Origin of the sequence: Domibacillus mangrovi (assembly GCF_001906925.1) — a bacterium.
Classification (GTDB): domain Bacteria; phylum Bacillota; class Bacilli; order Bacillales; family Domibacillaceae; genus Domibacillus; species Domibacillus mangrovi.
In genome coordinates this window covers 135,336-158,837 of record NZ_MRWQ01000001.1, presented here as the reverse complement: position 1 = coordinate 158,837, position 23,502 = coordinate 135,336, and the positions used below count along the sequence as shown (strand labels likewise).

Below are 23,502 nucleotides of genomic sequence, written 5' to 3'. Positions count from 1 at the left end.
AAGATGAAATGGAAAGAGCAAATGTTATCATTAAAAGCTTATCAGCCAGGGCGGACGACAGATGATGTAAAAAAAGAATATGGACTGAAAAAAGTTGTGAAACTGGCATCGAATGAAAATCCATTTGGATCATCTGAAAAAGTGAAAGAGTGCATTCGTGCGTATGCTGATTCATTTGCGATTTATCCGGATGGCTACACAGGTAGTTTGCGTACAGTGATATCTGAATTTTTACAACTTGACGAAAAACAGCTCATTTTCGGCAACGGCTCTGATGAAATTATTTTAATGATTTCCCGTGCCATGCTAGAACCGGGTAAAAATACGGTAATGGCGGCGCCAACATTTCCTCAATATCGTCATAATGCCATTGTTGAAGGCGCGGAAATCCGTGAAATTGAGCTTTTAGAAGGCGCGCATGACCTTGATAAGATGGCCAATGCGATCGATGAAAACACAGCAATTGTCTGGCTGTGCAGCCCAAATAATCCGACTGGCATACATATTACAGACAGCGAGCTTCGCGCATTTTTGGACCGCGTACCACAAGATGTATTCGTTGTGCTTGATGAAGCGTATTATGAGTACGTCACAGCAGAAGATTATTTCGACGCACGTGAGATCATCAAGCAATATAAAAATGTGATCGTTCTTCGCACATTTTCAAAAATTTACGGTCTTGCGGCATTCCGTATCGGTTACGGATTTGCGGATGAGTCATTAATCGCTCAGCTTGATCCTGTTCGCGAACCGTTCAATGTAAACTCACTTGGACAGCAGGCGGCAGCGGCAGCCATAAGTGATCAATCATTTATTGAAATGTGCAGCTCTGAAAACAAAGCGGGCTTAGAACAGTTCTATGCATTTTGTAAGGAAGAAAACTTAGATTATTATCCGTCTGAAGCTAACTTCATTTTGATCGATTTTAAATGCGACAGCAATGAGCTGTTTGAATATTTAATGTCAAAAGGTTACATCGTTCGGTCAGGCGCAGCGCTTGGCGTTCCAGGCACTGTCCGCGTAACAATCGGTTCCAAAGAACAAAACGAAGGCGTCATGAAAGCGATGAAAAGCTTTTTGACAGAAACTGTGAAGAGATAGAAGGTGTACTCGCCTATGAGAGGAAATGTGTTTATTGCAGGCCTTGGCTTAATTGGCGGATCACTTGCTAAGGCGATTAAAAAAGCGCATCCAAAGGCACATATTGTCGGATATGATTTACGTGAATCTGAACTTGGACTTGCGGACGCGCTTAATATTATTGATGAAAAAGCCGCCTCATTTGAAGCTGGAGCAGCCACTGCAGATTTAATTATTATTGCTGTACCTGTTTTGCAGACGGAGTATATGATTGAGCACCTTGCATCACTTCCACTAAAAAAAGGTGTATTAATTACGGATACAGGCAGTACGAAAAGCCGTATTATGGAGCGGGCACGTGTATTAGAAGAGAAAGGCATTGCATTTATAGGCGGTCACCCGATGGCAGGATCGCATAAAAGTGGTGTTGCAGCAGCAAAAGAATTGCTTTTTGAAAATGCGTTTTATTTGTTAACACCACCAAAATTGGCAGAAGAAAAGAATATAGCCATTTTAAAAAAATGGCTAGAAGGCACAAGGGCGAAAATAATGGAAGTGACAGCAGAGCAGCATGATGAAATGACGGGTGTCATTAGCCACTTTCCGCATATTATTGCCGCTTCCCTCGTTCACCAAGCACGAAAATTTAACGATGAAAATCCGCTAATTGAACGGCTGGCGGCTGGCGGCTTTAGAGATATTACGCGCATAGCGTCATCTAATCCAGAAATGTGGAAAGACATTTCGCTTCATAATAAAGAGATGATGCTTACACTTCTAGCAGACTGGCGCGATGAAATGAATGACATCTTGTCTATTTTGGAAAAAGAAGATGCGGATGGGTTGTATCGTTATTTTGATGATGCTAAAACATTTCGTGATTCTTTGCCGATACGTTCACAAGGTGCGATTCCTTCTTTTTACGAGCTGTACGTGGATGTACCCGATTACCCGGGGGTTATTTCGGAGTTGACGGGCTATTTAGCTGAAGAGCGCATTAGTATTACAAATATTCGCATTATGGAAACACGCGAAGATGTATTCGGTGTTCTTGTCATTAGTTTTCAAAATGAAAAAGATCGCTTACGTGCAAAAATCTGCATTGAACAAAAAACGACGTACGACTTATTTTTAGCATAAGAGAGGGTATGAACAAATGAAACTGAATTTCAGACAACCGTCTCTTGACGGGAGAATTGAAGTGCCCGGCGACAAATCCATTTCGCATCGTTCGATTATGTTCGGTGCGCTTGCAAATGGAAAAACGGTCATTCGTCACTTTTTAAAAGGAGAAGACTGTTTAAGCACAATTGATTGCTTCCGCAAACTTGGCGTAGAGATTGAAGAAACAGACGAAGAAATTATTGTTCATGGAACAGGATGGGATGGATTAAAAGAACCGTCGGCCATTCTTGATACAGGTAACTCTGGGACGACAACGCGTCTTATGCTGGGCATTCTTGCAGGATTGCCATTCCATTCGGTTATGATTGGCGATGAATCGATCGCCAGACGCCCAATGGACCGTGTAACGGTACCGCTAACATCAATGGGAGCGGATATAGCAGGGCGCGATAATGGACGGTTTACGCCGCTATCTATTCGAGGCAGCAAGCTGAAGACGATAGAGTATAGGCTTCCTGTGGCGAGCGCTCAGGTAAAATCAGCCATTATTTTCGCCGCACTGCAGGCAGAAGGTGAATCCGTTATTATCGAACCAGAAGCAACGCGTGACCACACGGAAAAAATGATTGAACAGTTTGGCGGAATCGTCCGCCGTGAAGAAGACCGAATCATCATTAAAGGTGGTCAGTCTTTTAAAGGAACCGATGTATACGTACCAGGTGACATTTCTTCCGCGGCATTTTTTATGGTTGCTGCTGCCATTGCTCCAGGTAGTGAGATTGTACTTGAAAATACGGGGTTAAATGAAACGCGTACTGGTATTGTTGATGTATTTAAACAAATGGGTGCCGATATGACGATTGAACAAACATCTTTTAAAGGCGAAGAAATTGGGACGATTACAGTCCGTACGTCCAAATTAAAAGGAACCGAAATTAGCGGAGCACTTATTCCTCGCTTAATTGATGAAATACCGGTTATAGCGCTTCTGGCTACGCAAGCAGAAGGTGATACGATTATTCGTGATGCGGAAGAGCTAAAAGTAAAAGAGACGAATCGCATCGACACAGTTGTCGATGAGTTGAAAAAACTTGGTGCAGACATTGAAGCAACCGATGACGGAATGATTATTCGAGGAAAATCGAAGCTGCACGGTGGATCTGTTTCGTCACATGGTGATCACCGTATTGGCATGGTCATGGCTATTGCAGCACTTATTGCAGATGGAGAAGTCGAACTTGAAAATCCCGAAGCGATTGCGGTATCTTATCCGGAATTTTTCGAACATGTGAATCAGCTGATCAAATAACGTCCTCTGGTCGAGGGCGTTTTTCCTGTTTAGAAAAAGAAGGAAATGAACAAAAAGAATAGAATTAACAATACAAGCGAAAAAGTTGAAGATTTGAATATGTTTGATTAAAATAAAGAATCAAGAAAAGAAGTTTGATGAAAGAAGAGGCGAATGTGTATGAAAAATGCAGAGAAAATGATCGCACATCTTGAACAGGGAGACATGGAAAAGGCGTCTTCACTGTATGAGAGTGTACTTGCCTCAAGTGATGCAGAAGAACAATTCATGCTGGGCGAGCAATTGCTCCAGCTAGGTTTTTTAGATGAAGCAAGGCAGCTTTTCATGGTACTCTTACAGTCGTTTCCCGGAGAAGGCGAGTTGTCGCTGCTTTTAGCCGAGACATTGGTCGAGATGGACCGAGAAGAAGAAGCGATGGTGATTCTGGAGGAGATTGATGATACCGATCCGTTTTATGCGCGCTCGCTGCTCGTTCTGGCAGATATTTATCAAATGCAAGGACTGTATGAAGTAAGTGAACAAAAATTATTGAAAGCGCAGCGTGTAGAGCCAGATGAGCCAATCATACATTTGGCACTCGGTGAATTATATTTAGAAGAAGGAAAGTTTTTGGAAGCAGTACGGCAATACGAGACGCTTGCTGAATCGAATGAAACGGAGATCGCTGGCATTTTGATTTATAAACGATTGGCCGAAGCATACAGTGCCGGCGGAGCGTTTGAAGAAAGTTTGCCATTCTATAAGAAAGCGCTTGAATCAAAAGTGGATGTTGATACGCTCTTCATGTATGGTTTCACTGCCTTTCAAGCAGGACAGTATAAGCTGGCGGCGATGAAATTAACAGAAGCAACTGAACTAGACCCGGATTACCATTCTATTTATCTACATCTTGCCCGTGCATATGAAATGGAAGATGAAATCGAACCAGCTCTTGAAGCGGCAAGATCTGGCATTGCCCGTGATGCGTACCAAAAAGAATTATATTTGTTAGCTGGCAAACTGGCCTTGAAAAGCGGATTGGAAGAAGAAGGAGAATCTCATTTGCGCGAATCGTTAGCCCTTGATCCAGAATACATAGAAGCGGCATTTGCGTTAAATGCGCTTTTAATGAAAAAAGAACAGTACGCAGGCGTGCTTGAAATTGTTTCGCTGTTCCGGGAATCGGGTAGTGCAGAACCTCTTCTTTTATGGGATGCGGCGCGTGCGGCCGAGCGTCTGGAAGACTATGAAGAAGCAGGCGAACTGTATGAACAGTTGTTCCCTATATTAAAAGAAAACACGGAATTTTTATCAGAGTATGGATACTTTTTACTTGAAGAAGGCCGCCGTGATGAAGCACTAGACGTCTTCGAAATACTTTTGAAAGAAGAACCGCAAAGTGAGGAATGGATAGATTTAGTCGATCGTCTTAAAATGGATGTATACTAAGTGATTGGGAGTGATGATAGTGACTGCCCCGGTTTCCGCTCATGAGAAAAAAGATTTTATCCGCTGGTTTTTAAATCATTATCAGTTGAAAAGAAGAGAATCTGTCTGGATTTTAAACTATTTAATGAGTCACGATCAGCTGATGGAAAATGTGCACTTTGTCGATGATGCCCAATATTGCCCGCGCGGCATGATTATGTCTGCACACTGTGTAGACAGCGCACCGTTTCGTTTTTTTAAAGACAATATTATGACAACAGACGCGGAGAAATCGTTTCATGATATACGTTTAAATAAAGAAGAAGACATTTTTATTGAATTGAAGTTTAACGGTGCTCCTCAGTCGCATCAATATGCAGCTGTACGAGAAGAAAATCCTTTTATGCCAAAGCAAATAAGGTTAACAGAAAAAGAAAAAGAATTGGCAGAACAGTTTTTGAAATGGAGTGTCTATGAATTTCAACGCGATCGACTCAATGAAAAAATTGATGAAGCACTTGATCGGGGAGACAAAGAATGCTTTTTACAGTTGACTGATCAATTAAATGACCTCGCAAAACATATTAAAACGTCTGATAAGTAAACAGACGTTTTTCTTTTGTCAATTGCCCCGCACTTATGTTTGCAACAGTAGAAAAGGGAGTGTATGATAAAGTAAAACTTCCATTGGTCGGGTTTAGGCCTACAGGACGTGGGTCATACAGACGTTGTCACAGGACGTGACGGTCTTAGTCTGCGTTCCGCTATCCCAACTAATGAAGAGAACTCAAGTAAAGAGCGCCGCGTCCTGCGGGAACATTTGAGTGACCAGGATCAGCCTGACCCGAACCAAGCGGGCGTTGATCCCAATCTATGCTTCTTTGAATCCCTGTACCCCTTGAAGCTCTTGAAAAGAAGATCATACTGCCCGATAATGCGGAATAAAAAAAGAGGTGAGAAAAATGAACTGGAATGGGAAAGATACGGCTCTTTTTTTGCAACAAAAAGAGTATATTGACACGGCTATTGTACCTGTTGTGCCGGCTGACTTTGGTCCGGGTATGAGTGGAGCAGCAGAACAGTATGAATTTATTCAACTGCTCGTCACATTTCTTGAAAAACAATTTAAAGGGCGTTTGCTCGTCACACCTCCGCACGCTTATTTGCCGGATCTTGATGAATGGGCAAGCGATGCTGCTGAGTGGACAGATAGGCTGAAAAAAGCAGGATTTAAACATGTCTTCTTATTCACATCAGATAGCAGATGGAGAGAAAGGGAAGAAGAAACGGGTGCGGCTGTTATTTGGGTGCCATCTGTACCGCTTGGGGATATGGAAGACAGTGTGAAATATTCACTGATTGAAAACCAGGCAAAGCAAATTGTCAATATTATTGTACAGAAATGGCAGGATAGTGTATCATAATTCAAAAAATCGTCACAACCTAATATCTGTTTTCATTCCGGATGTTATTGACCTGTTACGTTGTATAGATTATCATAATGATGTCCTAGTTTATGTTTATGCTCATACACGGTCCGTCGTGGACGAAGCTTATTGTATAGAGGGGGGAAAAGAATGAGTAAAAAACAACCTGTATCAAGACGTCAGTTCCTGAACTACACATTAACAGGTGTAGGCGGTTTCATGGCAGCGGGCATGTTGATGCCGATGGTGCGTTTTGCTGTAGATCCAGTGCTGAAAGGAGAAGCAGCCGGCGATTTCCATCCGACACAGCAAAAAGTATCTGAATTAACGGATACGCCTGTACGCGTCGACTTTTCTTATGAGCAAACCGATGCATGGTACACATCTGAAGTAACGCACACCGCCTGGGTATACAAAAATAACAAAGGCGACATCGTTGCATTATCACCAGTGTGTAAACATCTTGGCTGCACAGTCAGCTGGGAAGGAAACGATCATAAAGACAAGTTTTTCTGTCCATGCCATAACGGCCTGTACGAAAAGAACGGAAAAAATGTTCCAGGTACACCACCGCTTAAACCGCTTGATGTTTATCCAACAGCTGAAAAAGACGGCTTGCTGCAACTCGGCAAACCGGAGGCAAACAACGTGTAAAGGAGGCGTAATAAATGCTTAATAAAATTTATGACTGGGTTGACGAACGTCTCGATATTACGCCAATGTGGCGCGATATTGCCGACCACGAAGTGCCTGAGCACGTAAACCCGGCCCATCATTTTTCGGCATTCGTATACTGTTTTGGCGGTCTGACGTTTTTTGTCACTGTCATTCAAATTTTGTCAGGGATGTTTTTGACAATGTACTATGTGCCAGACATTAAAAATGCTTGGGAATCTGTTTATTATTTACAAAATGAAGTTGCTTTTGGTGTAATTGTACGTGGTATGCATCACTGGGGTGCGAGCCTCGTTATCGTTATGATGTTTTTACATACGTTACGTGTATTCTTCCAAGGAGCGTACAAAAAGCCGCGTGAATTGAACTGGGTTGTCGGTGTACTTATTTTCTTCGTTATGCTCGGGCTTGGTTTCACAGGTTACTTGCTTCCTTGGGATATGAAAGCATTATTTGCGACAAAAGTAGGGATTGAGATTGCGGCTTCAACACCGCTGATTGGTCACGAATTGAAAGTATTGCTTGCCGGACATCCTGATATTATTGGTGCGCAAACGTTAACTCGTTTCTTTGCGATTCATGTGTTCTTCTTGCCAGCGGCTCTTCTTGCTCTAATGGCAGGTCACTTTATCATGATCCGCAAACAAGGTATTTCAGGACCGTTATAAAAAATAAATTAACCGTTATTCTTTAAAAAAGAAGGAGGGGACACAATGCATCGTGGAAAAGGGATGAAGTTCGTCGGCGACTCACGTATACCGGCAGAACGCAAACCAAATATTCCAAAAGATTATTCGGAATATCCGGGCAAAACGGAAGCTTTCTGGCCAAACTTCCTTTTGAAGGAATGGATGGTTGGGTCCGTATTCCTAGTCGGTTATCTATGCTTAACAATCGCTCATCCATCACCGCTTGAGCGTGTAGCAGATCCGACAGATACAGGCTATCTTCCATTGCCTGACTGGTATTTCTTGTTTCTATATCAATTGCTTAAATACACATATGCTTCAGGTCCATATAATGTAATTGGCGGTTTTATCATTCCAGGTCTTGCATTCGGTGGATTGATGCTTGCTCCGTTTATCGATCGCGGACCGAAACGCCGTCCGACGCAGCGTCCATTCGCGACAGGCTTTATGCTGCTATCATTTGCATCAGTTGTTTACCTCACATGGGAATCAGTCGATGCAGTTGACTGGGAAGCGAAAGAAGCAATGGGAGCCATCGTAGAAGAAGCAGAAATTGACACAAATTCCGATGGATTCAAAATCTATCAAGAAAATGGCTGTATTAACTGTCATGGAGATACGTTATCCGGAGGAGCAGCTGCTCCGTCACTTATTGGCACTGGATTAACGCCAGAAGAAATTGCTAACATTGCAAAGAACGGTCAAGGTGGCATGCCTGCCGGAATGTATAAAGGCAATGACGAAGATCTCGTTAAATTGTCTGAATTTATTTCGACGCTTGAAGCAAAATAACTAAAAGAAAGGACTGCCGAAGTTGCTCGGCGGTTCTTTTTTTATCGCAGATTAACGGGCAGTAAAAACCCCATTTCAAGACTTTGAGGAATCGAAGAAGATAAGTGGAGGGTTAACTGCCCATAAAGGCCCGATTGGTTCGGGTCAGGCTGAGCCTGGTCACTCAAATATTGCTGCAGGACGCGGCGCTCTTTACTTGAGTTCTCTTCATTAGTTGGGATAGCAGAACGTAGACTAAGACCGAAGATCGTCACGTCCTGTGACAGCGTCTGCATGACCCACGTCCTGTAGACCTAAAGCCCCCACTGATGAAAGTTTCAATTTATGGAGGATTACCGATGCTGTACTTTTTTTTGTCAAACCGCTCGTTTATGTGGACACTGTTTTTGATAAACGTAGTAGGCACTATTTATGGATATATTTGGTACATGCCTCAGCTCAAACAGACACCTGCGATTTTTCTGCCGTTTGTGCCAGATAGTCCGACAGCGAGTTTGTTTTTTACGATTGCCTTATTCGGCTTGCTGATTGGACGCAGATGGAGTCTTGTGCAGGCACTCGCTGTCATGACACTATTTAAATATGGAATATGGGCCGTTGTAATGAATCTTTTAACGCTAATCGTGACGGGGCATTTGTCGTGGCTTGGCTGGATGCTTGTCGCTTCTCATCTCGGTATGGCAATACAGGGACTATTATATGCACCATTTTTTAAGGTTAAAGTCATCCATTTAGTGATTGCATCTGTATGGACTCTACATAATGAGATGATTGATTACGTATATATGCAGTATCCTGTTTATTCACAGCTTCATTTGTACATTCATGAGATTGGCTATTTTACATTCTGGCTAAGCGTTGTATCGATTTTTGTCACATGGTACGTGTGCGTTAGATCAAGCCGGACAATCTGGTGATAAATCATCATCTTTTCTCCATCAGTCTGCATATACTATGACATGTAGATGGGGGGAATAGAGATGGATAAAATCATCGCCTTTATATGGAGTTTCCTTCTCGTATTTGTTCCGGTGAGCGGTGCTGAAGAGATGAAGCCGAGAGAAAAAGAACAGCTCATTCATGTAACGGCGCTGACTGGCGGTGTGATCATTTCAGCACTTGTATATACAGGGAGAAAAAAGTATAAGGGAATGAAAAAAGAAGAAGTTGTGAAGCGTAAACATTGACGTATAGGGGAATAGACCGGTACAATAATAGTAACAAAAATGATAGTATACATGGAGGTAGACGGAAGTAAATGAGTTTTCTACTGTACTTTGCGATTATTATTATCGTACCATTATGGGCGCAATTTAAGGTGAAAAGTACGTACAAAAAATATTCACAAGTCCCGGTTTCCACAGGTATTACTGGCGCTCAAACAGCGAGACGTATTCTCGATGACAATGGTTTGCAGCAAGTAAGCGTAGTGGAGACACATGGAGTTTTAAGCGATCATTATAACCCGATGACAAAAACGGTTCATTTATCATCAAATAATTTTCACGGTCATTCTGTTGCTGGCGCCGCTGTCGCAGCGCATGAAGTGGGCCATGCTATTCAAGATAAAGAAGCATATGCGTTTCTTCGTTTCCGTCATGCACTTGTGCCCGTAGCGAATATTAGTTCAAACTTATCATGGGTATTTATTATGATCGGTATCTTTTCGACAATGACAAACATGCTGTTGCTCGGTATTGTGTTAATGGCAGCGGGTGTATTGTTCCAGGTAATCACATTGCCCGTGGAATTCAATGCTTCCAATCGTGCAATGAATCAAATTGTGTCATCCGGGATTATCCGGAATGATGAAGAACGAAAAGCAAGGAAAGTGTTAAATGCTGCTGCAATGACATATGTTGCCGCTGCAGCAGTTGCCGTACTTGAACTTGTGCGGTTGCTCTTAATGTATACAGGTATGCAGCAAAGTGATGATTAATCAAAGGCACCAGAATCTTCATGATTCCGGTGCTTTTGTTATTGGATCGGCTGTTTGTTTTCATCCAGCGTGAATCCTTCGCCAAATACGTCATGAACGACTGTAACGGATACAAATGCATGTGGATCAACAGCGTGAATCATATTTTTTAATCGGACAATTTCATTTTTACCGACGACACAGTAGAGCACATCACGCCGTTGTTTCGTGTAGGAACCATATCCTTTTAAAATAGTAACACCCCGATCCATCCGTTTGTTTATTTCAGCGGCAATCTCCTCGTGTTGATTAGAAATAATCATCGCACCGCGCGCTGCATACGCTCCATCTTGCATGAAGTCAATGACGCGTGCACCAGTGAACACGGCGACCAGTGTATACATTGCTTCCCGGTAATCAATATAGGTGAGAAGAGAGGCAAGGATGACGCATGCATCAAAAATAAACATTGTTTTCCCCATACTAATCTGCCGGTATTTGTACAAAAGCCGTGCAATAATATCGACGCCGCCGGTTGTGCCGCCATATCGGAACGTAATGCCGAGCCCGACACCGATAAAGACACCGGCAAATAAAGCAGCGAGAAACAGATCGTCATGAAGTGGAATGTGAAACTGCCAGCGCTGAAAAATCCACAAAAAAAGGGAGACGCTGAACGTACCAATGAGTGTGTAATAAAATGATACACGTCCGAGCAATTTCCATCCGATGAGAAAAAGCGGAATATTCAGCAAAAGATTGGAATAAGCCGGATTAATATGAAAAAAGCTGTATAATAAAAGCGTAATACCCGTGAATCCGCCTTCTGCTAAATTGTTTTGCATGTTAAAATGAACGAGTCCGAATGAAAAAATAGTCGAACCGAGTAAAATAAATAAGATATTTTTGAAACGCAAGCTAAAAAACATAAAATCCCTCCTTCCTTTTATTATAACGATAAGCAGAAAAAAATTGCGCCGTCTGTTTATAATTAGTAACATAGGTAGAGAAAGTGGTGAATAAAGTGGATAAATCAATGCGGGATATGCAAAAAGAAGTCGATAATTATATCAGCCAGTTTAAAGAAGGTTATTTCAGTCCGCTAGCGATGATGGCGCGCTTGACAGAAGAATTAGGTGAGCTTGCGCGTGAAATAAACCATTATTATGGGGAAAAACCGAAAAAATCGACAGAAGAAGAAAAGACGATTGAAGAAGAACTCGGCGATGTTTTGTTCGTGGCAATTTGTCTCGCAAATTCGCTTGATATCGACTTACAAACAGCACACGACCAGGTCATGACTAAATTCCAGACGAGAGATAAAGACCGCTGGACGAAAATCGAGGAGGAACAACAATGAGCAGTATTCGTGTCATTATTGCAGGTCCACGAGGCCGCATGGGAGAAGAAGCAGTAAAAATGGTGATGGACACACCAGAATTTGAACTAGTGGCAGCGCTTGATCGGAAACACGGTGGCGAAACGTTGTCAGATATCGGATTTAAAGGATCAGACGCACCGATTTATACAGATATACGCGACTGTTTTTCAGATCAATTAGCTGATGTATTAATTGATTTGACGACCCCTGAATTTGGCTATATACATACGAAAGCAGCGCTGGAGCATGGTATTCGTCCTGTTGTCGGCACAACGGGATTCACGGATGAACAGCTTCAGGAGTTAAAAGAGTTATCAGAATCAAAAGAGCTTGGGTGCATTATTGCACCAAACTTTGCCATTGGTGCCGTATTGATGATGAAATTTTCACAATTGGCTGCAAAATATTTTGGCGACGTGGAAATCATTGAATTGCATCATGATAAAAAATTAGATGCGCCGTCCGGTACAGCGGTAAAAACAGCCCAAATGATTAATGACGTGCGCGAACCGAAGCAGCAAGGCCACCCGGAAGAAAAAGAAACGCTTCCAGGTGCACGTGGTGCAGAAATGAACGGGATGCATATTCACAGTATTCGTTTGCCAGGATTAATTGCTCATCAGCAAGTATTATTTGGTGCAGATGGTGAAACGCTCACAATCCGTCACGATTCATACAATCGGGCTTCCTTTATGTCCGGTGTAAAAGTGTGTGTTGAAACGGTGATGAAAACAAAAACGCTTGTGTACGGTCTTGAAAACATTCTTGATTAATGGAGGGTTTATTTATGAACATTGCACTTATTGCACATGATAAAAAGAAAGATGCTTTAATCGATTTTGTTTCACTTCATAAAGACGTATTTGGTTTGCATTCATTATTTGCGACCGGTACGACCGGTACTAGAATTATGGAAGCAACTGCTCTTAACGTGCATCGTTTTCAATCAGGTCCGCTTGGAGGCGATCAGGAAATTGGTGCCCGCGTTGCCCGTGGCGAAATTGATTTTGTATTTTTCTTCCGTGATCCGTTAACAGCACAACCGCATGAGCCAGATGTAACGGCACTTTTGCGTCTTTGCGACGTATATGCGGTTCCGCTTGCGACAAACATTGGAACAGCACGCGCAATCGTAAACGGTATTATAGCAGAGATGAGTGAGGGAACGGCAGGCGAATAAGATGAGACTTAACATTGGTATAACGTGTTATCCAACAGTTGGCGGCTCCGGCGTTGTAGCGACGGAGCTTGGAAAGCTGCTGGCAGAAAAGGGGCACAATATTCATTTCATTACATCGGCTGTTCCATTCCGTCTGAACCGAATGTACCATAATATTTACTTTCATCAAGTGGATGTCAATCAATACTCCGTGTTTCAATATCCACCGTATGATATTGCGCTTGCTAGCAAAATGGCGGATGTCATTGAGAGGGAAAAGCTTGATATATTACACGTGCATTACGCTATTCCACATGCAGTTTGTGCGATTTTAGGAAAACAAATGGCAAAATCAAACGTGAAAATTGTGACAACACTGCACGGAACGGATATTACGGTGCTCGGATCTGATTCGTCGCTCACGCAGGCAATTAAATTTGGCATTGAACAGTCTGATGCAGTTACCGCTGTATCTCATTCACTTGTAAGCCAGACAAAGGAACTGATTGCGCCGGAGAAATACATTGAAACAGTACACAACTTCATTGACGAGCGTGTTTACCGGCCAATTAAATCGATTTATCATTTAAAACAAGAGTATGGCATTGAAGACGATGAAAAAGTCATTATTCATGTGTCGAACTTCCGGCCAGTAAAGCGGGTTACAGATGTTGTGAATGTATTTGCTCGTATTGTGGAGACAATGCCTGCGAAACTTCTTCTTGTCGGCGATGGCCCTGAAATGACAGCTGTCTGCCGGCTTGTCCAAGAGCTGGGGATTGAAGGGCGTGTCCTTTATCTAGGCAAGCAGGACAATTTAGCAGAATTGTATGCGATTAGTGACTTGAAGCTGCTTTTGTCTGAAAAAGAAAGCTTCGGTCTCGTTGCGCTTGAAGCGATGGCGTGCGGTGTACCGTGTATTGGAACAAATGTGGGCGGGATTCCAGAAGTGATTGACGATGGAAAGAATGGGTTCGTCTGTCCGGTTGGGGACATTGAAGCGATCAGTGAAGCGGCTATAGCACTATTAACGGATCAATGGTTGTATGAAAAAGTAAAAAATGAAGCCATTGAAACGGTGAAGACCCGTTTTCATTCAGCGGATATTGTAGAGCAATATGAACGTGTGTATGACCGTCTGTTAAAGGAGAATGATCATGATTGACCATCCTTTTTTAAAAGAAGCTTTCCCGATCTTACAGGCGCTTGAAGCGGCCGGTTATGAAGCCTACTTTGTAGGAGGGGCTGTACGAGATCTTTTTTTAAATAGACCTATTCATGACGTAGATATTGCAACATCAGCCACGCCAAATGAAGTCAAAACCGTCTTTTTTCACACAGTAGACGTCGGGATTGAGCACGGAACCGTTCTTATTTTGCTTAAAGGCCAAAGTTTCGAAGTAACCACATTTCGCACAGAATCCGCGTATAGTGATTTTAGAAGGCCGGACGATGTCCAGTTCGTCCGGTCGCTGGAAGAAGATTTAAAACGTCGTGATTTTACGATGAATGCAATGGCTATGATGTCAGATGGGCAGTTTATCGATCCGTTTAATGGACGGCAAGACTTGAATAACCGAATGATTCGGACTGTGGGAAGTGCATCAGAAAGATTCTCAGAAGATGCACTCCGTATGATGCGTGCCGCTCGATTTGCCAGTCAGCTTTCGTTCGAACTTGATATGGACACGAGGCAGGCAATGAAAGAATATGCGCCGTTTTTGTCACACATTGCGGTTGAACGAAAATTGAATGAAATGGATAAGTTATTGGCGGGCTTAGCTAAAGAGAAAGGATTATCTGTCCTCATTGAGACAGGCCTTTTTCTGTTTCTACCGGGTCTTTCCGGTCAAAAAAAAGCACTTGCCCAAATCGCTGCAAGGACGTTAAAGTCATTAAATGCAGATCAAATGTGGCTACTTATTGCTTTTGAAGTAGCAGACAGACATGTAACAGACTTTTTACGTAACTGGCGCATGTCAGCGAAACGGATTAAACGAATTGAAAAAGGTGTTCGTACGTTAAGAAGAGTGCGGGCAGAAGGCTGGCACGATATTCTGTTATATGAGGCACAGATTGAAGCATCTGTTGACTGTGCTGAAGTAGAAGCGGTGCTTGACGGACGTGAATCAAAATCAGCAGACGTCATCTCCCGCTGGCAGGCACTGCCGATCAAAGACAGGGATGAGTTAGACTTAACGGGTTCTGATTTAATGGAGTGGAGCGGAAAACAACGCGGCATTTGGATTAAAGAATGTCTCGTATTAGCCGAAAAAGCGGTTGTGAACCGTAAAATTGAAAATGAGAAAGAACAAATAAAGGAGTGGTTGCGGTCGTGCAATCTTCTGTAAAGCATACGTTGCTTGAAACTTTTTCAAAAGCAGACGGCGAATTCGTCTCCGGACAAGCGCTTGCTGATAGGATTGGCTGTTCACGCACAGCAGTTTGGAAGCATATTGAATCACTTCGCCAGGAAGGATTCGAGCTCGAAGTGGTCAGGAAAAAAGGGTACCGTATTACGTCCAAGCCGGATAAAGTAAGTGAAAATGAATTGCTGATCGGGCTTGAAACAAACCGTCTAGGCAAGCGGATTGTTTTTAAAGAAAGTGTAGAATCAACGCAAAAAGAAGCGCATCAAATTGCAGAGGAAGCAGAAGAGGGTACGCTCGTCATCGCAGAAGAGCAAACAGCGGGACGGGGGCGGATGGCACGTACATGGAAATCGCCAAAATATACAGGTATCTGGATGAGCCTCATTTTAAAGCCGGAACTGCCTCCCTTTAAAGCCCCGCAGTTTACGCTTATTACGGCAGTTGCCGTTACAGAAGCAATTCGTGATGTAGCAGGTGTCATGCCGTCCATTAAATGGCCGAATGATCTATTGCTAAATGGGAAAAAAATCACAGGTATTTTAACTGAATTGCAAGCAGACTCTGATCAGATCCGCTCGATTATCATTGGCATCGGTGTGAATGTGAACCAGCCTGAATTTCCAGAAGAGCTTGCTGAGATTGCCACATCGATTTCGATTGAAAAAGGGGAAACGGTCTCGCGTGCAAAAATTGTTCAAGCAATCATGAAAAAGTTGGAGACGTATTACGATGAATATACAATGAATGGATTCAGTCTCATTAAAGAGAAATGGGAATCATATGCCATATCAATCGGACGTCATATTATTGCACGTACTGTCACCGGGACAATTCGTGGTAAAGCGCTCGGCATTACCGATGAAGGTGTTTTGAAATTGGAAGATGAAAATGGAATCATTCATAATATTTATTCAGCCGATATTGAAATTGAACAGTAAATTATCGTAGTCAAAAAATAAACACCCTGCTATAATAAACTTGAATCAGGCGGTATCAAGTGAGCTGCACCGGTTAAACAAGTGAAAATAAAATTTCACCTAATAAAATAAGACGTAAACTGCCTTGATCCATACGGACAGGGACAGAGGGTCGAAACATTCAAACCGTATTGAACGGGTCCTTCTGCCTTTTTGCTGAGGACCCTTTTTATATTGTTTCGTCTCCTCTAATTTAAAAGGAGGGCGAACAGATGAAAAGAACAGAGGATTTCATCAAAATGAAAGCAAATAACGAAAATATTGCTATGGTTACCGCTTATGACTTTCCATCAGCAAAACAAGTAAAATCAGGTGGAGCAGACGTTGTTCTTGTCGGTGATTCACTCGGTATGACCGTTCTTGGCTACGAGTCCACCGTATCGGTGACGCTTGACGATATGATTCATCATACGAAAGCAGTAAAGCGCGGTGCATCTGATACATTTACGATTACGGATATGCCATTTATGACGTATCACATAAACAAAGAAGAAACGATGAAAGCGGCACAAAAGCTGATGCAAGAAGCAGGAGCAGATGCGGTAAAAGTAGAAGGAGCCGGAGATATTGTCGATCGTGTTCATGAGTTAACGGCCGCAGGAGTACCGGTTTGTGCCCATCTTGGTTTAACACCTCAGTCTGTGGGGGTGATGGGTGGATATAAAGTACAAGGAAAAACAGCTGAAGCGGCCCATCGTCTCCTGGCTGATGCGAAGGCGATGGAACAGGCCGGTGCATTTATGCTGGTACTTGAGTGTGTGCCGCATCAAGTGGCTGAAACGATCTCAAAAGCGCTACAAATACCTGTGATCGGCATTGGTGCGGGCGCCAAAACAGATGGACAGGTCCTTGTGTATCATGACCTAGTGCGCTACGGTGTCGACCGCACGGCAAAATTTGTGAAAAGCTATGCGGATTTTGACAATCAAGGTGTACCGGCTATTCAGTCGTACGTGACAGATGTAAAAGCAGGCGTTTTTCCGGCTGCTGAACATGCATTTACGATGAATGAAGATGAACTTGACCAGCTGTATGGAGGTGTGCAACCATGAAGGTGATCCGAGCCGTAGCGCAATTAAGAGATATCGTCCACACGGAAAAAAAGAACGGACAGACCATCGGCTTCGTGCCGACAATGGGGTTTTTACATGAAGGGCACATCACATTGGCGAAACAGGCACGGAAGGAAAATGATGTGGTCATTATGTCTATTTTCGTCAATCCGCTTCAATTCGGTCCGAACGAAGATTATGAACGGTATCCACGTGATCCGGAACATGATACAGAACTGGCAAAAAGTTGTGGCGTTGATTACTTGTTTATGCCATCTGTTGACGATATGTATCCAGACGAGCCGGCAGTCGTGTTAACAGTAAAAAAACGGACGAATGCACTATGCGGATTAAAGAGGGAAGGCCATTTTGATGGTGTTGCAACTGTTGTCTTAAAGCTGTTTCATATGACTGAGCCAGATAAGGCGTATTTCGGTAAAAAAGATGCACAGCAGTTGGCGGTTATTTATGGTTTAGTCGATTCCCTCAATGTGTCTGTTACGATCGTTGGTGTTGATACGGTACGAGAAAAAGACGGACTTGCGAAAAGCTCGCGTAATGTATATTTGCTACCAGAAGAACGTGAAAAAGCGCCGGCGATTTACAATGCCCTTTCTCATGCGAGAGAAGCGCTTGAAGCCGGTGAAATAAATGTGGAACGTTTAAGAGAACAAGCCATTGATTATTTGCGGGATCATTCAGGCGCGGAAGTAGAATATGTAGAAATTCTTTCGTATCCGGAGCTTGAACCAGTACGGAAAGTAGAGAGAATGATTATAATAGCGGCGGCTGTTCAATATAAAAATGCCCGGTTAATTGATAATGTCATTTTAACTATGGAAGGAGGGGCGTCATGTTTCGAACAATGATGAATGGTAAAATTCACCGTGCAACGGTGACAGAAGCAAATTTAAACTACGTTGGAAGCATTACAATTGATGAAAATTTACTCGATGCAGCGGGTATGATGGCAAATGAAAAGGTGCAAATCGTTAATAATAATAATGGTGCACGTCTTGAAACGTATATTATTCCAGGCGAGCGGGGGAGCGGTGTTATCTGTTTAAACGGTGCAGCAGCGCGGCTCGTACAGCCCGGAGACACTGTGATCATTATTTCGTATGTGATGGTCGCGGAAGAAAAAGTGAAAGATCATAAACCAAACGTACTGATTATGGACGAGAACAATCACATTGCGGACATGCTGCATCAGGAACCGGCTGCAACTATTATGTAACCTTTCAGACCGCTGTGCGTGCAGCGGTCTTTTTTTATGGTAAACTGAAGAGGAATTTACTAAAAGGTGTGTTTGCCGTGATCAATGATTTACGATTTGTGGTGGCTGATTTTGAAACGACCGGTCATTCTTATGCAAGCGGAGGCCGCATCATGCAGGCGGCATTCGTAGCCATTGAAAAAGGAACCATAACGGAACAGTATGATACATATTTAAACCCGAAGGCACCGATTCCTCCGTTTATTCAAGAATTGACAGGAATCGATGAAGAAACGGTAAAAGATGCGCCGCCATTTTCAGCGAAAGCGAGTCTTTTTAACGAATGGATGGACGCGTCCGTTTTTGTCGCACACAATGTGACGTTTGATTTAACGTTTTTGAATAGTGAGTTTGCCGCCGCTGGTTACCCTCCATTTGAGGGGCTTGTGATTGATACGGTGGAACTTTCAAAAATAGTCCTGCCAACATCGGACAGCTATAAGCTCGGTGATCTGTCTGAGCAGTTTCAGTTGAATCATGGGCAGCCGCATCGTGCCGACAGTGACGCCTATGCAACGGCCCAGCTTTTTTTGCAGTTAATGGAGCGGCTTGAGCAATTGCCGCTTGTGACGATTGAGCAGCTTGTAAAACTGGCTGTCGGACTGAAAAGTGATATTTACGCCCTGCTCACGCGTATGGCCGTACAGAAAAAAAAGCGTATTGAAACGCTGCCAGCAGATTGGACGGTATATAGGGGCCTTGCGCTCCGTAAAAAAGAACGGCCAGTGAAGCGGGAGGCGGATAAGTCGATTTCATTTCCAGAAGAAGTGGAAGCAAGCTGGGCGTTATTAGCAGGAGTGCCTGGCATGGAGCGCCGCTCTGGTCAGATGGAGATGATGAGAGCGGTGCAGAAGTCGCTTAAAAGCGGCGTTCACACAGTCATTGAAGCGGGCACTGGAACCGGAAAGTCACTCGCTTATCTTTTGCCAAGTGTGTATAAAAGCCGGCAGTCAGGCACGCCGGTTATCATTTCAACGTATACCGTATTATTGCAGCATCAGCTTCTTGAACGCGAGCTGAAAAAAATGCAGACGATGCTTCCGTTTGATGTGAAGGCAGCCGTGTTAAAAGGAAAACGTCATTATCTTGACTTGTCACGGTTTGTACGGGTACTAAGAGAACGGGAGACGAATTACGACCGGACGATCGCAAAAATGCAAATTCTCGTCTGGCTGCTTGAAACGATAACAGGAGACGGAGATGAATTAAATTTGTCTTCAGGTGGACTCCTGCTCTGGGGAGAAGTGTGTCAGGAAGATGATTATATGAATAAAGCGAAGCAGGCGTGGCGTGCATATGACTTTTTTTTGTATGCAAAAGAGGTAGCAGCAAATGCAGATATAATTGTCACGAATCATTCATTTTTAATTGCTGATATGAAAGCAGAGCGTCCGCTTTTGCCGGAAAATGGTCATGTTATTGTCGATGAAGCACATCAGTTTGAAAAAGCGGCACGTGAACGCCTTGGTAAAGAACTATCACTTTCACAATTGAAATTTTTGCTTGGGAAAATGGGTACGCCGGATGAGAAAAGGCTGCTTTATCAAATCATGAGAATAGAGAAAAAGCATTTATCTGTACCCCCTTCTGTTGCATTGACGAAGCGGATGTCATCTGTTTTAGTGGAGGCGGAGGAGTGGTTTGCCCTAATAGGGGCCTTCTTTGGGCAAAAAACGAAATGGATGGCACAATCCAAAAGGCAGTTGGCAATTGATGAAGAGAAACGCCAAACGGCTGAATGGCAGCAAATCGAATGGGGAGCAGAGCGTATATATAAAGATCTTTCGTTGTTCATTGAAGAAGTATCCAAAAAAACAGCTCCTATTGAACAAATTCGTGGACAGCTACCTGCGCGTGATGAGTTGTTTATCGATGATACAGCAGTACTACTTGAGCGGTGCCGTCAGTGGAATGAGTGTTTGTTTGAACTTGTATTCCGGCCTGATGATCGCGAAGTTGTCTGGATGGAAGGTGACGTTCGGTCATTATTAAATACATTGACTATGCGCACACAGCCTGTTCACGCAGGTGTGCTCATTAGCCATTATTTGCTTGAACGCAAACATGTTGTGTTTACATCGGCAACATTGACCGTGGAAGATTCATTTCAATTTTTTGCAAATGAAATTGGCTTGTCTGCATTTTCATATGAGGAATACGTGTTCAAATCGCCGTTCAATTATGCAGATCACTGCCGAATCGTCATTCCGAATGATGTGCCGGAAGTGAAAGATGTGGACAGTTTAGCTTATGCGGCTGCGGTGGCTAATTATATTATCGCTGCCGCAGAAGCAGCCGGTGGACGAATGCTTGTCTTGTTTACATCATTTGATATATTGAAAAAAACGTATGATTATATTCGAGAAACAGAACTGCTGGCCGATTATGCGATTATTGCGCAGGGCATTACGAATGGAAGTGTCACACGTCTAACGAAAAATTTTCGTCAGTATGACAAAGCGATTTTGCTAGGCACTGGTGCTTTTTGGGAAGGGATTGACATCCCAGGTGAAGATTTATCTGTCTTGTTTATTGTTAGACTTCCGTTTGCACCGCCGGATGATCCATTTGTAGCGGCTAAAAGCAAGCAATTGAAAGAGGATGGGGAAAATCCATTTTCCGCATATTCACTTCCACAGGCGATTATCCGCTTCCGGCAAGGATTCGGTCGTTTGATCCGCACAGAGTCTGACCGGGGGGTTGCGGTCGTGTTTGACCGGCGCATTGTATCAAGCGGGTATGGAAAATCCTTTTTACAGTCAATCCCGGGTGTACCGGCTGTTGAAGAAGATATTGCCGGTACAATGGAGCTAATTGAAAAATGGCTCCCAAATGAAAAATAACTGTATAAAGAGTGGATATTCCTGCTATAATGCCAACAGGAGGGGTTGCAATGGATTCGAAAATTGATGTACTGTCGACCGTAACGGTTGAAAATAGCGGTGATTTATATAAGCTCGTCGATACATTAAATCGGACACTGAAGCGTGAAAATTTAATGTTTGGTCTGGCGCTTGATGCAGAAGACGAAACGAAAGCCGTTTTCACCATTTATAGAACGTAAGAAGCGATGAATAAACGAACAAAATTTAAAAAATGGCTATTAATAATCGGTATTCCTATCTTTGTTGTTGCGCTAACAATCGGAATCATGTATAATAATGCACAAAAACCGTATGAAAAAGAAAAAGCGACAGCTGTACAGGTAGTGAAGGAAAAAGCCGCTCTCACAGAATTGGAAGAAGTGTACCTGTACAAGAGTACGAATGTCTTCTATACGGCGACAGGGAAAGATGAAAACGGTAAAAATGTCGCCGTCTGGATAGCGAAGGATGGCAAATCAGAACCGATTATTAAACCAATTGCTGCAGGTGTAACTGAAAAAGAAGCACGTGCTCTCTTCAAGAAGGAAGCGGGCAATGTAGAGATCCTTTCGCTCACACTTGGCATGGAAAATGAAACCCCTGTCTGGTTGTTTACGTTTGAAAATAAAAACGGCAATTTGAATTACTACTATTTATCGTTTGCAAACGGAAAATGGTGGAGAAAAATCGAAAACATATAACAGAACGGAGAATTCAAATGGATGTACAATTAGCAGAACGTGTTAAAGCACTTACCCCTTCAGCGACGCTTGCGATTACAGCGAAAGCGAAAGAAATGAAAGCGCAAGGAATCGATATCATTGGTCTTGGCGCAGGCGAACCCGATTTTAATACGCCAGATCACATTATTGAAGCAGCATATAAATCACTTCAAGATGGACAGACAAAATATACACCGGCAGGCGGCCTTGTGGAACTGAAAGCTGCTATCATTAATAAATTTAAAGAAGATCAAGGCATTACATATAAACAAAATGAAATTATTGTAACAACAGGTGCCAAACACGCGCTTTACAACCTTTTTCAGGTTATTTTAAATGAAGGCGATGAGGTCATTATTCCAACACCATACTGGGTTAGTTATCCAGAGCAAGTAAAGCTCGCAGATGGTGTTCCAGTATACGTAGACGGCAAAGAATCAAATGATTTCAAAATTACGCCTGAACAATTAGAAGCAGCGATCACAGATAAAACGAAAGCAGTGATCATCAACTCGCCATCAAATCCAACAGGTATGCTTTACACAGCAGATGAGTTAAAAGCACTTGGTGAAGTTGCACTTCGTAAAAATATTTGGGTCGTATCGGATGAAATTTATGAAAAATTAGTATACGGCGACAATAAACACATTTCAATTGCACAATTGTCTCCAGAGTTAAAAGAACAGACAATTATTATTAACGGTGTATCAAAATCTCATTCAATGACAGGATGGCGTATTGGCTATGCTGCGGGTAATGCAAAGGTCATTAAAGCGATGACAGACCTTGCAAGCCATTCTACATCAAATCCGACAACAACATCTCAATACGGTGCCATTGCGGCTTATACAGACACTCAAGCCCCCGTTGAAGAGATGAAAAAAGCATTTCAAGAGCGACTGAACATTATTTATGAAAAGTTAACGGCTATTCCAGGTGTTGCATGTTTGAAACCACAAGGTGCATTTTATTTGTATCCGAACGTAGCAGAAGCGGCAAAATTGACAGGTCATGTCAGTGTGGACGACTTTGTTGGGGCTCTTCTCGAAGAAGCAAATGTAGCGGTCGTGCCAGGAAGCGGATTCGGGACGCCTGAAAACATCCGTCTTTCTTATGCAACATCACTTGAACTGCTTGAAAAAGCAACACAACGTATTGCAGATTATGTTAATGATAATAAAAAAGGGTAACATTACTAGTGAAGCTGTCCATTCGGGCGGCTTTTCTTTTTGTGTGTCTGCTAGTATAATATGAAACAATGCCAATGAAAAAGTGTT

Annotated in this window: 26 protein-coding genes; 25 read left to right on the top strand and 1 reads right to left on the bottom strand. The window is 42.9% G+C overall.

Features of this window, described 5'->3' with window-relative positions:
* The first annotated feature begins 3 nt into the window (after nucleotides 1–3).
* The 12 genes from hisC to BLL40_RS00685 all read left to right on the top strand — a co-directional run bounded on the left by hisC (nucleotide 4) and on the right by BLL40_RS00685 (nucleotide 10,443).
* Nucleotides 4–1,101: a histidinol-phosphate transaminase gene (hisC, locus tag BLL40_RS00740; RefSeq protein ID WP_073709998.1), complete on the top strand. Its 1,098-nt coding sequence runs from the start codon at nucleotides 4–6 to the stop codon at nucleotides 1,099–1,101.
* A gap of 15 nt (nucleotides 1,102–1,116) precedes the next feature.
* Nucleotides 1,117–2,220: a prephenate dehydrogenase gene (locus tag BLL40_RS00735; protein ID WP_073709997.1), complete on the top strand. Its 1,104-nt coding sequence runs from the start codon at nucleotides 1,117–1,119 to the stop codon at nucleotides 2,218–2,220.
* 16 nt (nucleotides 2,221–2,236) lie between these two features.
* The gene (gene aroA / locus BLL40_RS00730) at nucleotides 2,237–3,514 is read left to right on the top strand and encodes a 3-phosphoshikimate 1-carboxyvinyltransferase (protein WP_073709996.1); all 1,278 of its coding nucleotides are present in this window, start codon (nucleotides 2,237–2,239) and stop codon (nucleotides 3,512–3,514) included.
* Nucleotides 3,515–3,673: 159 nt separating this feature from the next.
* Nucleotides 3,674–4,942 (top strand): tetratricopeptide repeat protein, encoded by a 1,269-nt coding sequence (locus BLL40_RS00725; RefSeq protein ID WP_073709995.1) that lies wholly within the window; start codon nucleotides 3,674–3,676, stop codon nucleotides 4,940–4,942.
* Nucleotides 4,943–4,961: 19 nt separating this feature from the next.
* Entirely contained in the window at nucleotides 4,962–5,525 is a 564-nt protein-coding gene (locus tag BLL40_RS00720) for a ReoY family proteolytic degradation factor (protein WP_095532803.1), read from the top strand.
* A gap of 358 nt (nucleotides 5,526–5,883) precedes the next feature.
* A complete protein-coding gene (locus BLL40_RS00715) occupies nucleotides 5,884–6,345 on the top strand; it encodes a YpiF family protein (protein ID WP_073709993.1) in 462 nt (153 codons plus the stop codon).
* Between the two features lie 153 nt (nucleotides 6,346–6,498).
* On the top strand, nucleotides 6,499–7,002 hold the full coding sequence (locus BLL40_RS00710; RefSeq protein ID WP_073709992.1) for a Rieske (2Fe-2S) protein: 504 nt from the start codon (nucleotides 6,499–6,501) through the stop codon (nucleotides 7,000–7,002).
* 14 nt (nucleotides 7,003–7,016) lie between these two features.
* A complete protein-coding gene (qcrB, locus tag BLL40_RS00705; protein ID WP_018393778.1) occupies nucleotides 7,017–7,691 on the top strand; it encodes a menaquinol-cytochrome c reductase cytochrome b subunit in 675 nt (224 codons plus the stop codon).
* 45 nt (nucleotides 7,692–7,736) lie between these two features.
* Nucleotides 7,737–8,504 carry a menaquinol-cytochrome c reductase cytochrome b/c subunit gene (locus BLL40_RS00700; protein WP_073709991.1) on the top strand — a complete coding sequence of 256 codons (768 nt, stop codon included), beginning with the start codon at nucleotides 7,737–7,739 and terminating at the stop codon, nucleotides 8,502–8,504.
* 338 nt (nucleotides 8,505–8,842) lie between these two features.
* On the top strand, nucleotides 8,843–9,421 hold the full coding sequence (lhaT, locus tag BLL40_RS00695; protein ID WP_073709990.1) for a lipoprotein heptaprenylglyceryl N-acetyltransferase LhaT: 579 nt from the start codon (nucleotides 8,843–8,845) through the stop codon (nucleotides 9,419–9,421).
* Between the two features lie 63 nt (nucleotides 9,422–9,484).
* Nucleotides 9,485–9,691: a sporulation protein YpjB gene (locus BLL40_RS00690; RefSeq protein ID WP_073709989.1), complete on the top strand. Its 207-nt coding sequence runs from the start codon at nucleotides 9,485–9,487 to the stop codon at nucleotides 9,689–9,691.
* A 71-nt stretch (nucleotides 9,692–9,762) separates the two neighbouring features.
* Complete coding sequence (locus BLL40_RS00685; RefSeq protein ID WP_073709988.1) at nucleotides 9,763–10,443, top strand: zinc metallopeptidase; 681 nt, start codon at nucleotides 9,763–9,765, stop codon at nucleotides 10,441–10,443.
* A gap of 38 nt (nucleotides 10,444–10,481) precedes the next feature.
* Here the strand turns inward: BLL40_RS00685 and BLL40_RS00680 are convergent, their stop codons facing one another.
* The gene (locus BLL40_RS00680) at nucleotides 10,482–11,351 is read right to left on the bottom strand and encodes a YitT family protein (RefSeq protein ID WP_073709987.1); all 870 of its coding nucleotides are present in this window, start codon (nucleotides 11,349–11,351) and stop codon (nucleotides 10,482–10,484) included.
* A 107-nt stretch (nucleotides 11,352–11,458) separates the two neighbouring features.
* On the opposite strand from BLL40_RS00680, the gene BLL40_RS00675 reads away from it, so the two are divergent.
* From BLL40_RS00675 to BLL40_RS00615, 13 genes are all read left to right on the top strand, one after another.
* A complete protein-coding gene (locus tag BLL40_RS00675; RefSeq protein WP_083566154.1) occupies nucleotides 11,459–11,782 on the top strand; it encodes a nucleotide pyrophosphohydrolase in 324 nt (107 codons plus the stop codon).
* Nucleotides 11,779–12,576 (top strand): 4-hydroxy-tetrahydrodipicolinate reductase, encoded by a 798-nt coding sequence (gene dapB / locus BLL40_RS00670; protein WP_073709985.1) that lies wholly within the window; start codon nucleotides 11,779–11,781, stop codon nucleotides 12,574–12,576. Before BLL40_RS00675 ends, dapB begins: the two co-directional genes overlap by 4 nt.
* A gap of 14 nt (nucleotides 12,577–12,590) precedes the next feature.
* Nucleotides 12,591–12,983: a methylglyoxal synthase gene (gene mgsA / locus BLL40_RS00665; RefSeq protein WP_073709984.1), complete on the top strand. Its 393-nt coding sequence runs from the start codon at nucleotides 12,591–12,593 to the stop codon at nucleotides 12,981–12,983.
* A gap of 1 nt (nucleotide 12,984) precedes the next feature.
* Nucleotides 12,985–14,127: an N-acetyl-alpha-D-glucosaminyl L-malate synthase BshA gene (bshA, locus tag BLL40_RS00660; protein ID WP_073709983.1), complete on the top strand. Its 1,143-nt coding sequence runs from the start codon at nucleotides 12,985–12,987 to the stop codon at nucleotides 14,125–14,127.
* The gene (locus BLL40_RS00655; protein ID WP_083566152.1) at nucleotides 14,120–15,313 is read left to right on the top strand and encodes a CCA tRNA nucleotidyltransferase; all 1,194 of its coding nucleotides are present in this window, start codon (nucleotides 14,120–14,122) and stop codon (nucleotides 15,311–15,313) included. The genes bshA and BLL40_RS00655 overlap by 8 nt, the downstream gene beginning before the upstream one ends.
* Nucleotides 15,298–16,272, top strand: a complete 975-nt coding sequence (locus tag BLL40_RS00650) for a biotin--[acetyl-CoA-carboxylase] ligase (protein ID WP_073709982.1) — start codon at nucleotides 15,298–15,300, stop codon at nucleotides 16,270–16,272. Before BLL40_RS00655 ends, BLL40_RS00650 begins: the two co-directional genes overlap by 16 nt.
* A gap of 251 nt (nucleotides 16,273–16,523) precedes the next feature.
* A complete protein-coding gene (gene panB / locus BLL40_RS00645) occupies nucleotides 16,524–17,363 on the top strand; it encodes a 3-methyl-2-oxobutanoate hydroxymethyltransferase (protein ID WP_073709981.1) in 840 nt (279 codons plus the stop codon).
* Nucleotides 17,360–18,232 carry a pantoate--beta-alanine ligase gene (panC, locus tag BLL40_RS00640; RefSeq protein ID WP_073709980.1) on the top strand — a complete coding sequence of 291 codons (873 nt, stop codon included), beginning with the start codon at nucleotides 17,360–17,362 and terminating at the stop codon, nucleotides 18,230–18,232. The genes panB and panC overlap by 4 nt, the downstream gene beginning before the upstream one ends.
* Entirely contained in the window at nucleotides 18,217–18,600 is a 384-nt protein-coding gene (gene panD / locus BLL40_RS00635; protein ID WP_073709979.1) for an aspartate 1-decarboxylase, read from the top strand. Before panC ends, panD begins: the two co-directional genes overlap by 16 nt.
* Nucleotides 18,601–18,677: 77 nt before the next feature.
* Nucleotides 18,678–21,482 (top strand): ATP-dependent DNA helicase DinG, encoded by a 2,805-nt coding sequence (gene dinG / locus BLL40_RS00630; RefSeq protein ID WP_159434165.1) that lies wholly within the window; start codon nucleotides 18,678–18,680, stop codon nucleotides 21,480–21,482.
* 50 nt (nucleotides 21,483–21,532) lie between these two features.
* Nucleotides 21,533–21,703: a YpmA family protein gene (locus tag BLL40_RS00625; RefSeq protein ID WP_073709978.1), complete on the top strand. Its 171-nt coding sequence runs from the start codon at nucleotides 21,533–21,535 to the stop codon at nucleotides 21,701–21,703.
* 6 nt (nucleotides 21,704–21,709) lie between these two features.
* Nucleotides 21,710–22,204, top strand: coding sequence for a cell wall elongation regulator TseB-like domain-containing protein (locus tag BLL40_RS00620; RefSeq protein WP_073709977.1), 495 nt, complete (start codon nucleotides 21,710–21,712; stop codon nucleotides 22,202–22,204).
* 17 nt (nucleotides 22,205–22,221) lie between these two features.
* Nucleotides 22,222–23,415 carry a pyridoxal phosphate-dependent aminotransferase gene (locus BLL40_RS00615; protein ID WP_073709976.1) on the top strand — a complete coding sequence of 398 codons (1,194 nt, stop codon included), beginning with the start codon at nucleotides 22,222–22,224 and terminating at the stop codon, nucleotides 23,413–23,415.
* Nucleotides 23,416–23,502: the final 87 nt, after the last annotated feature.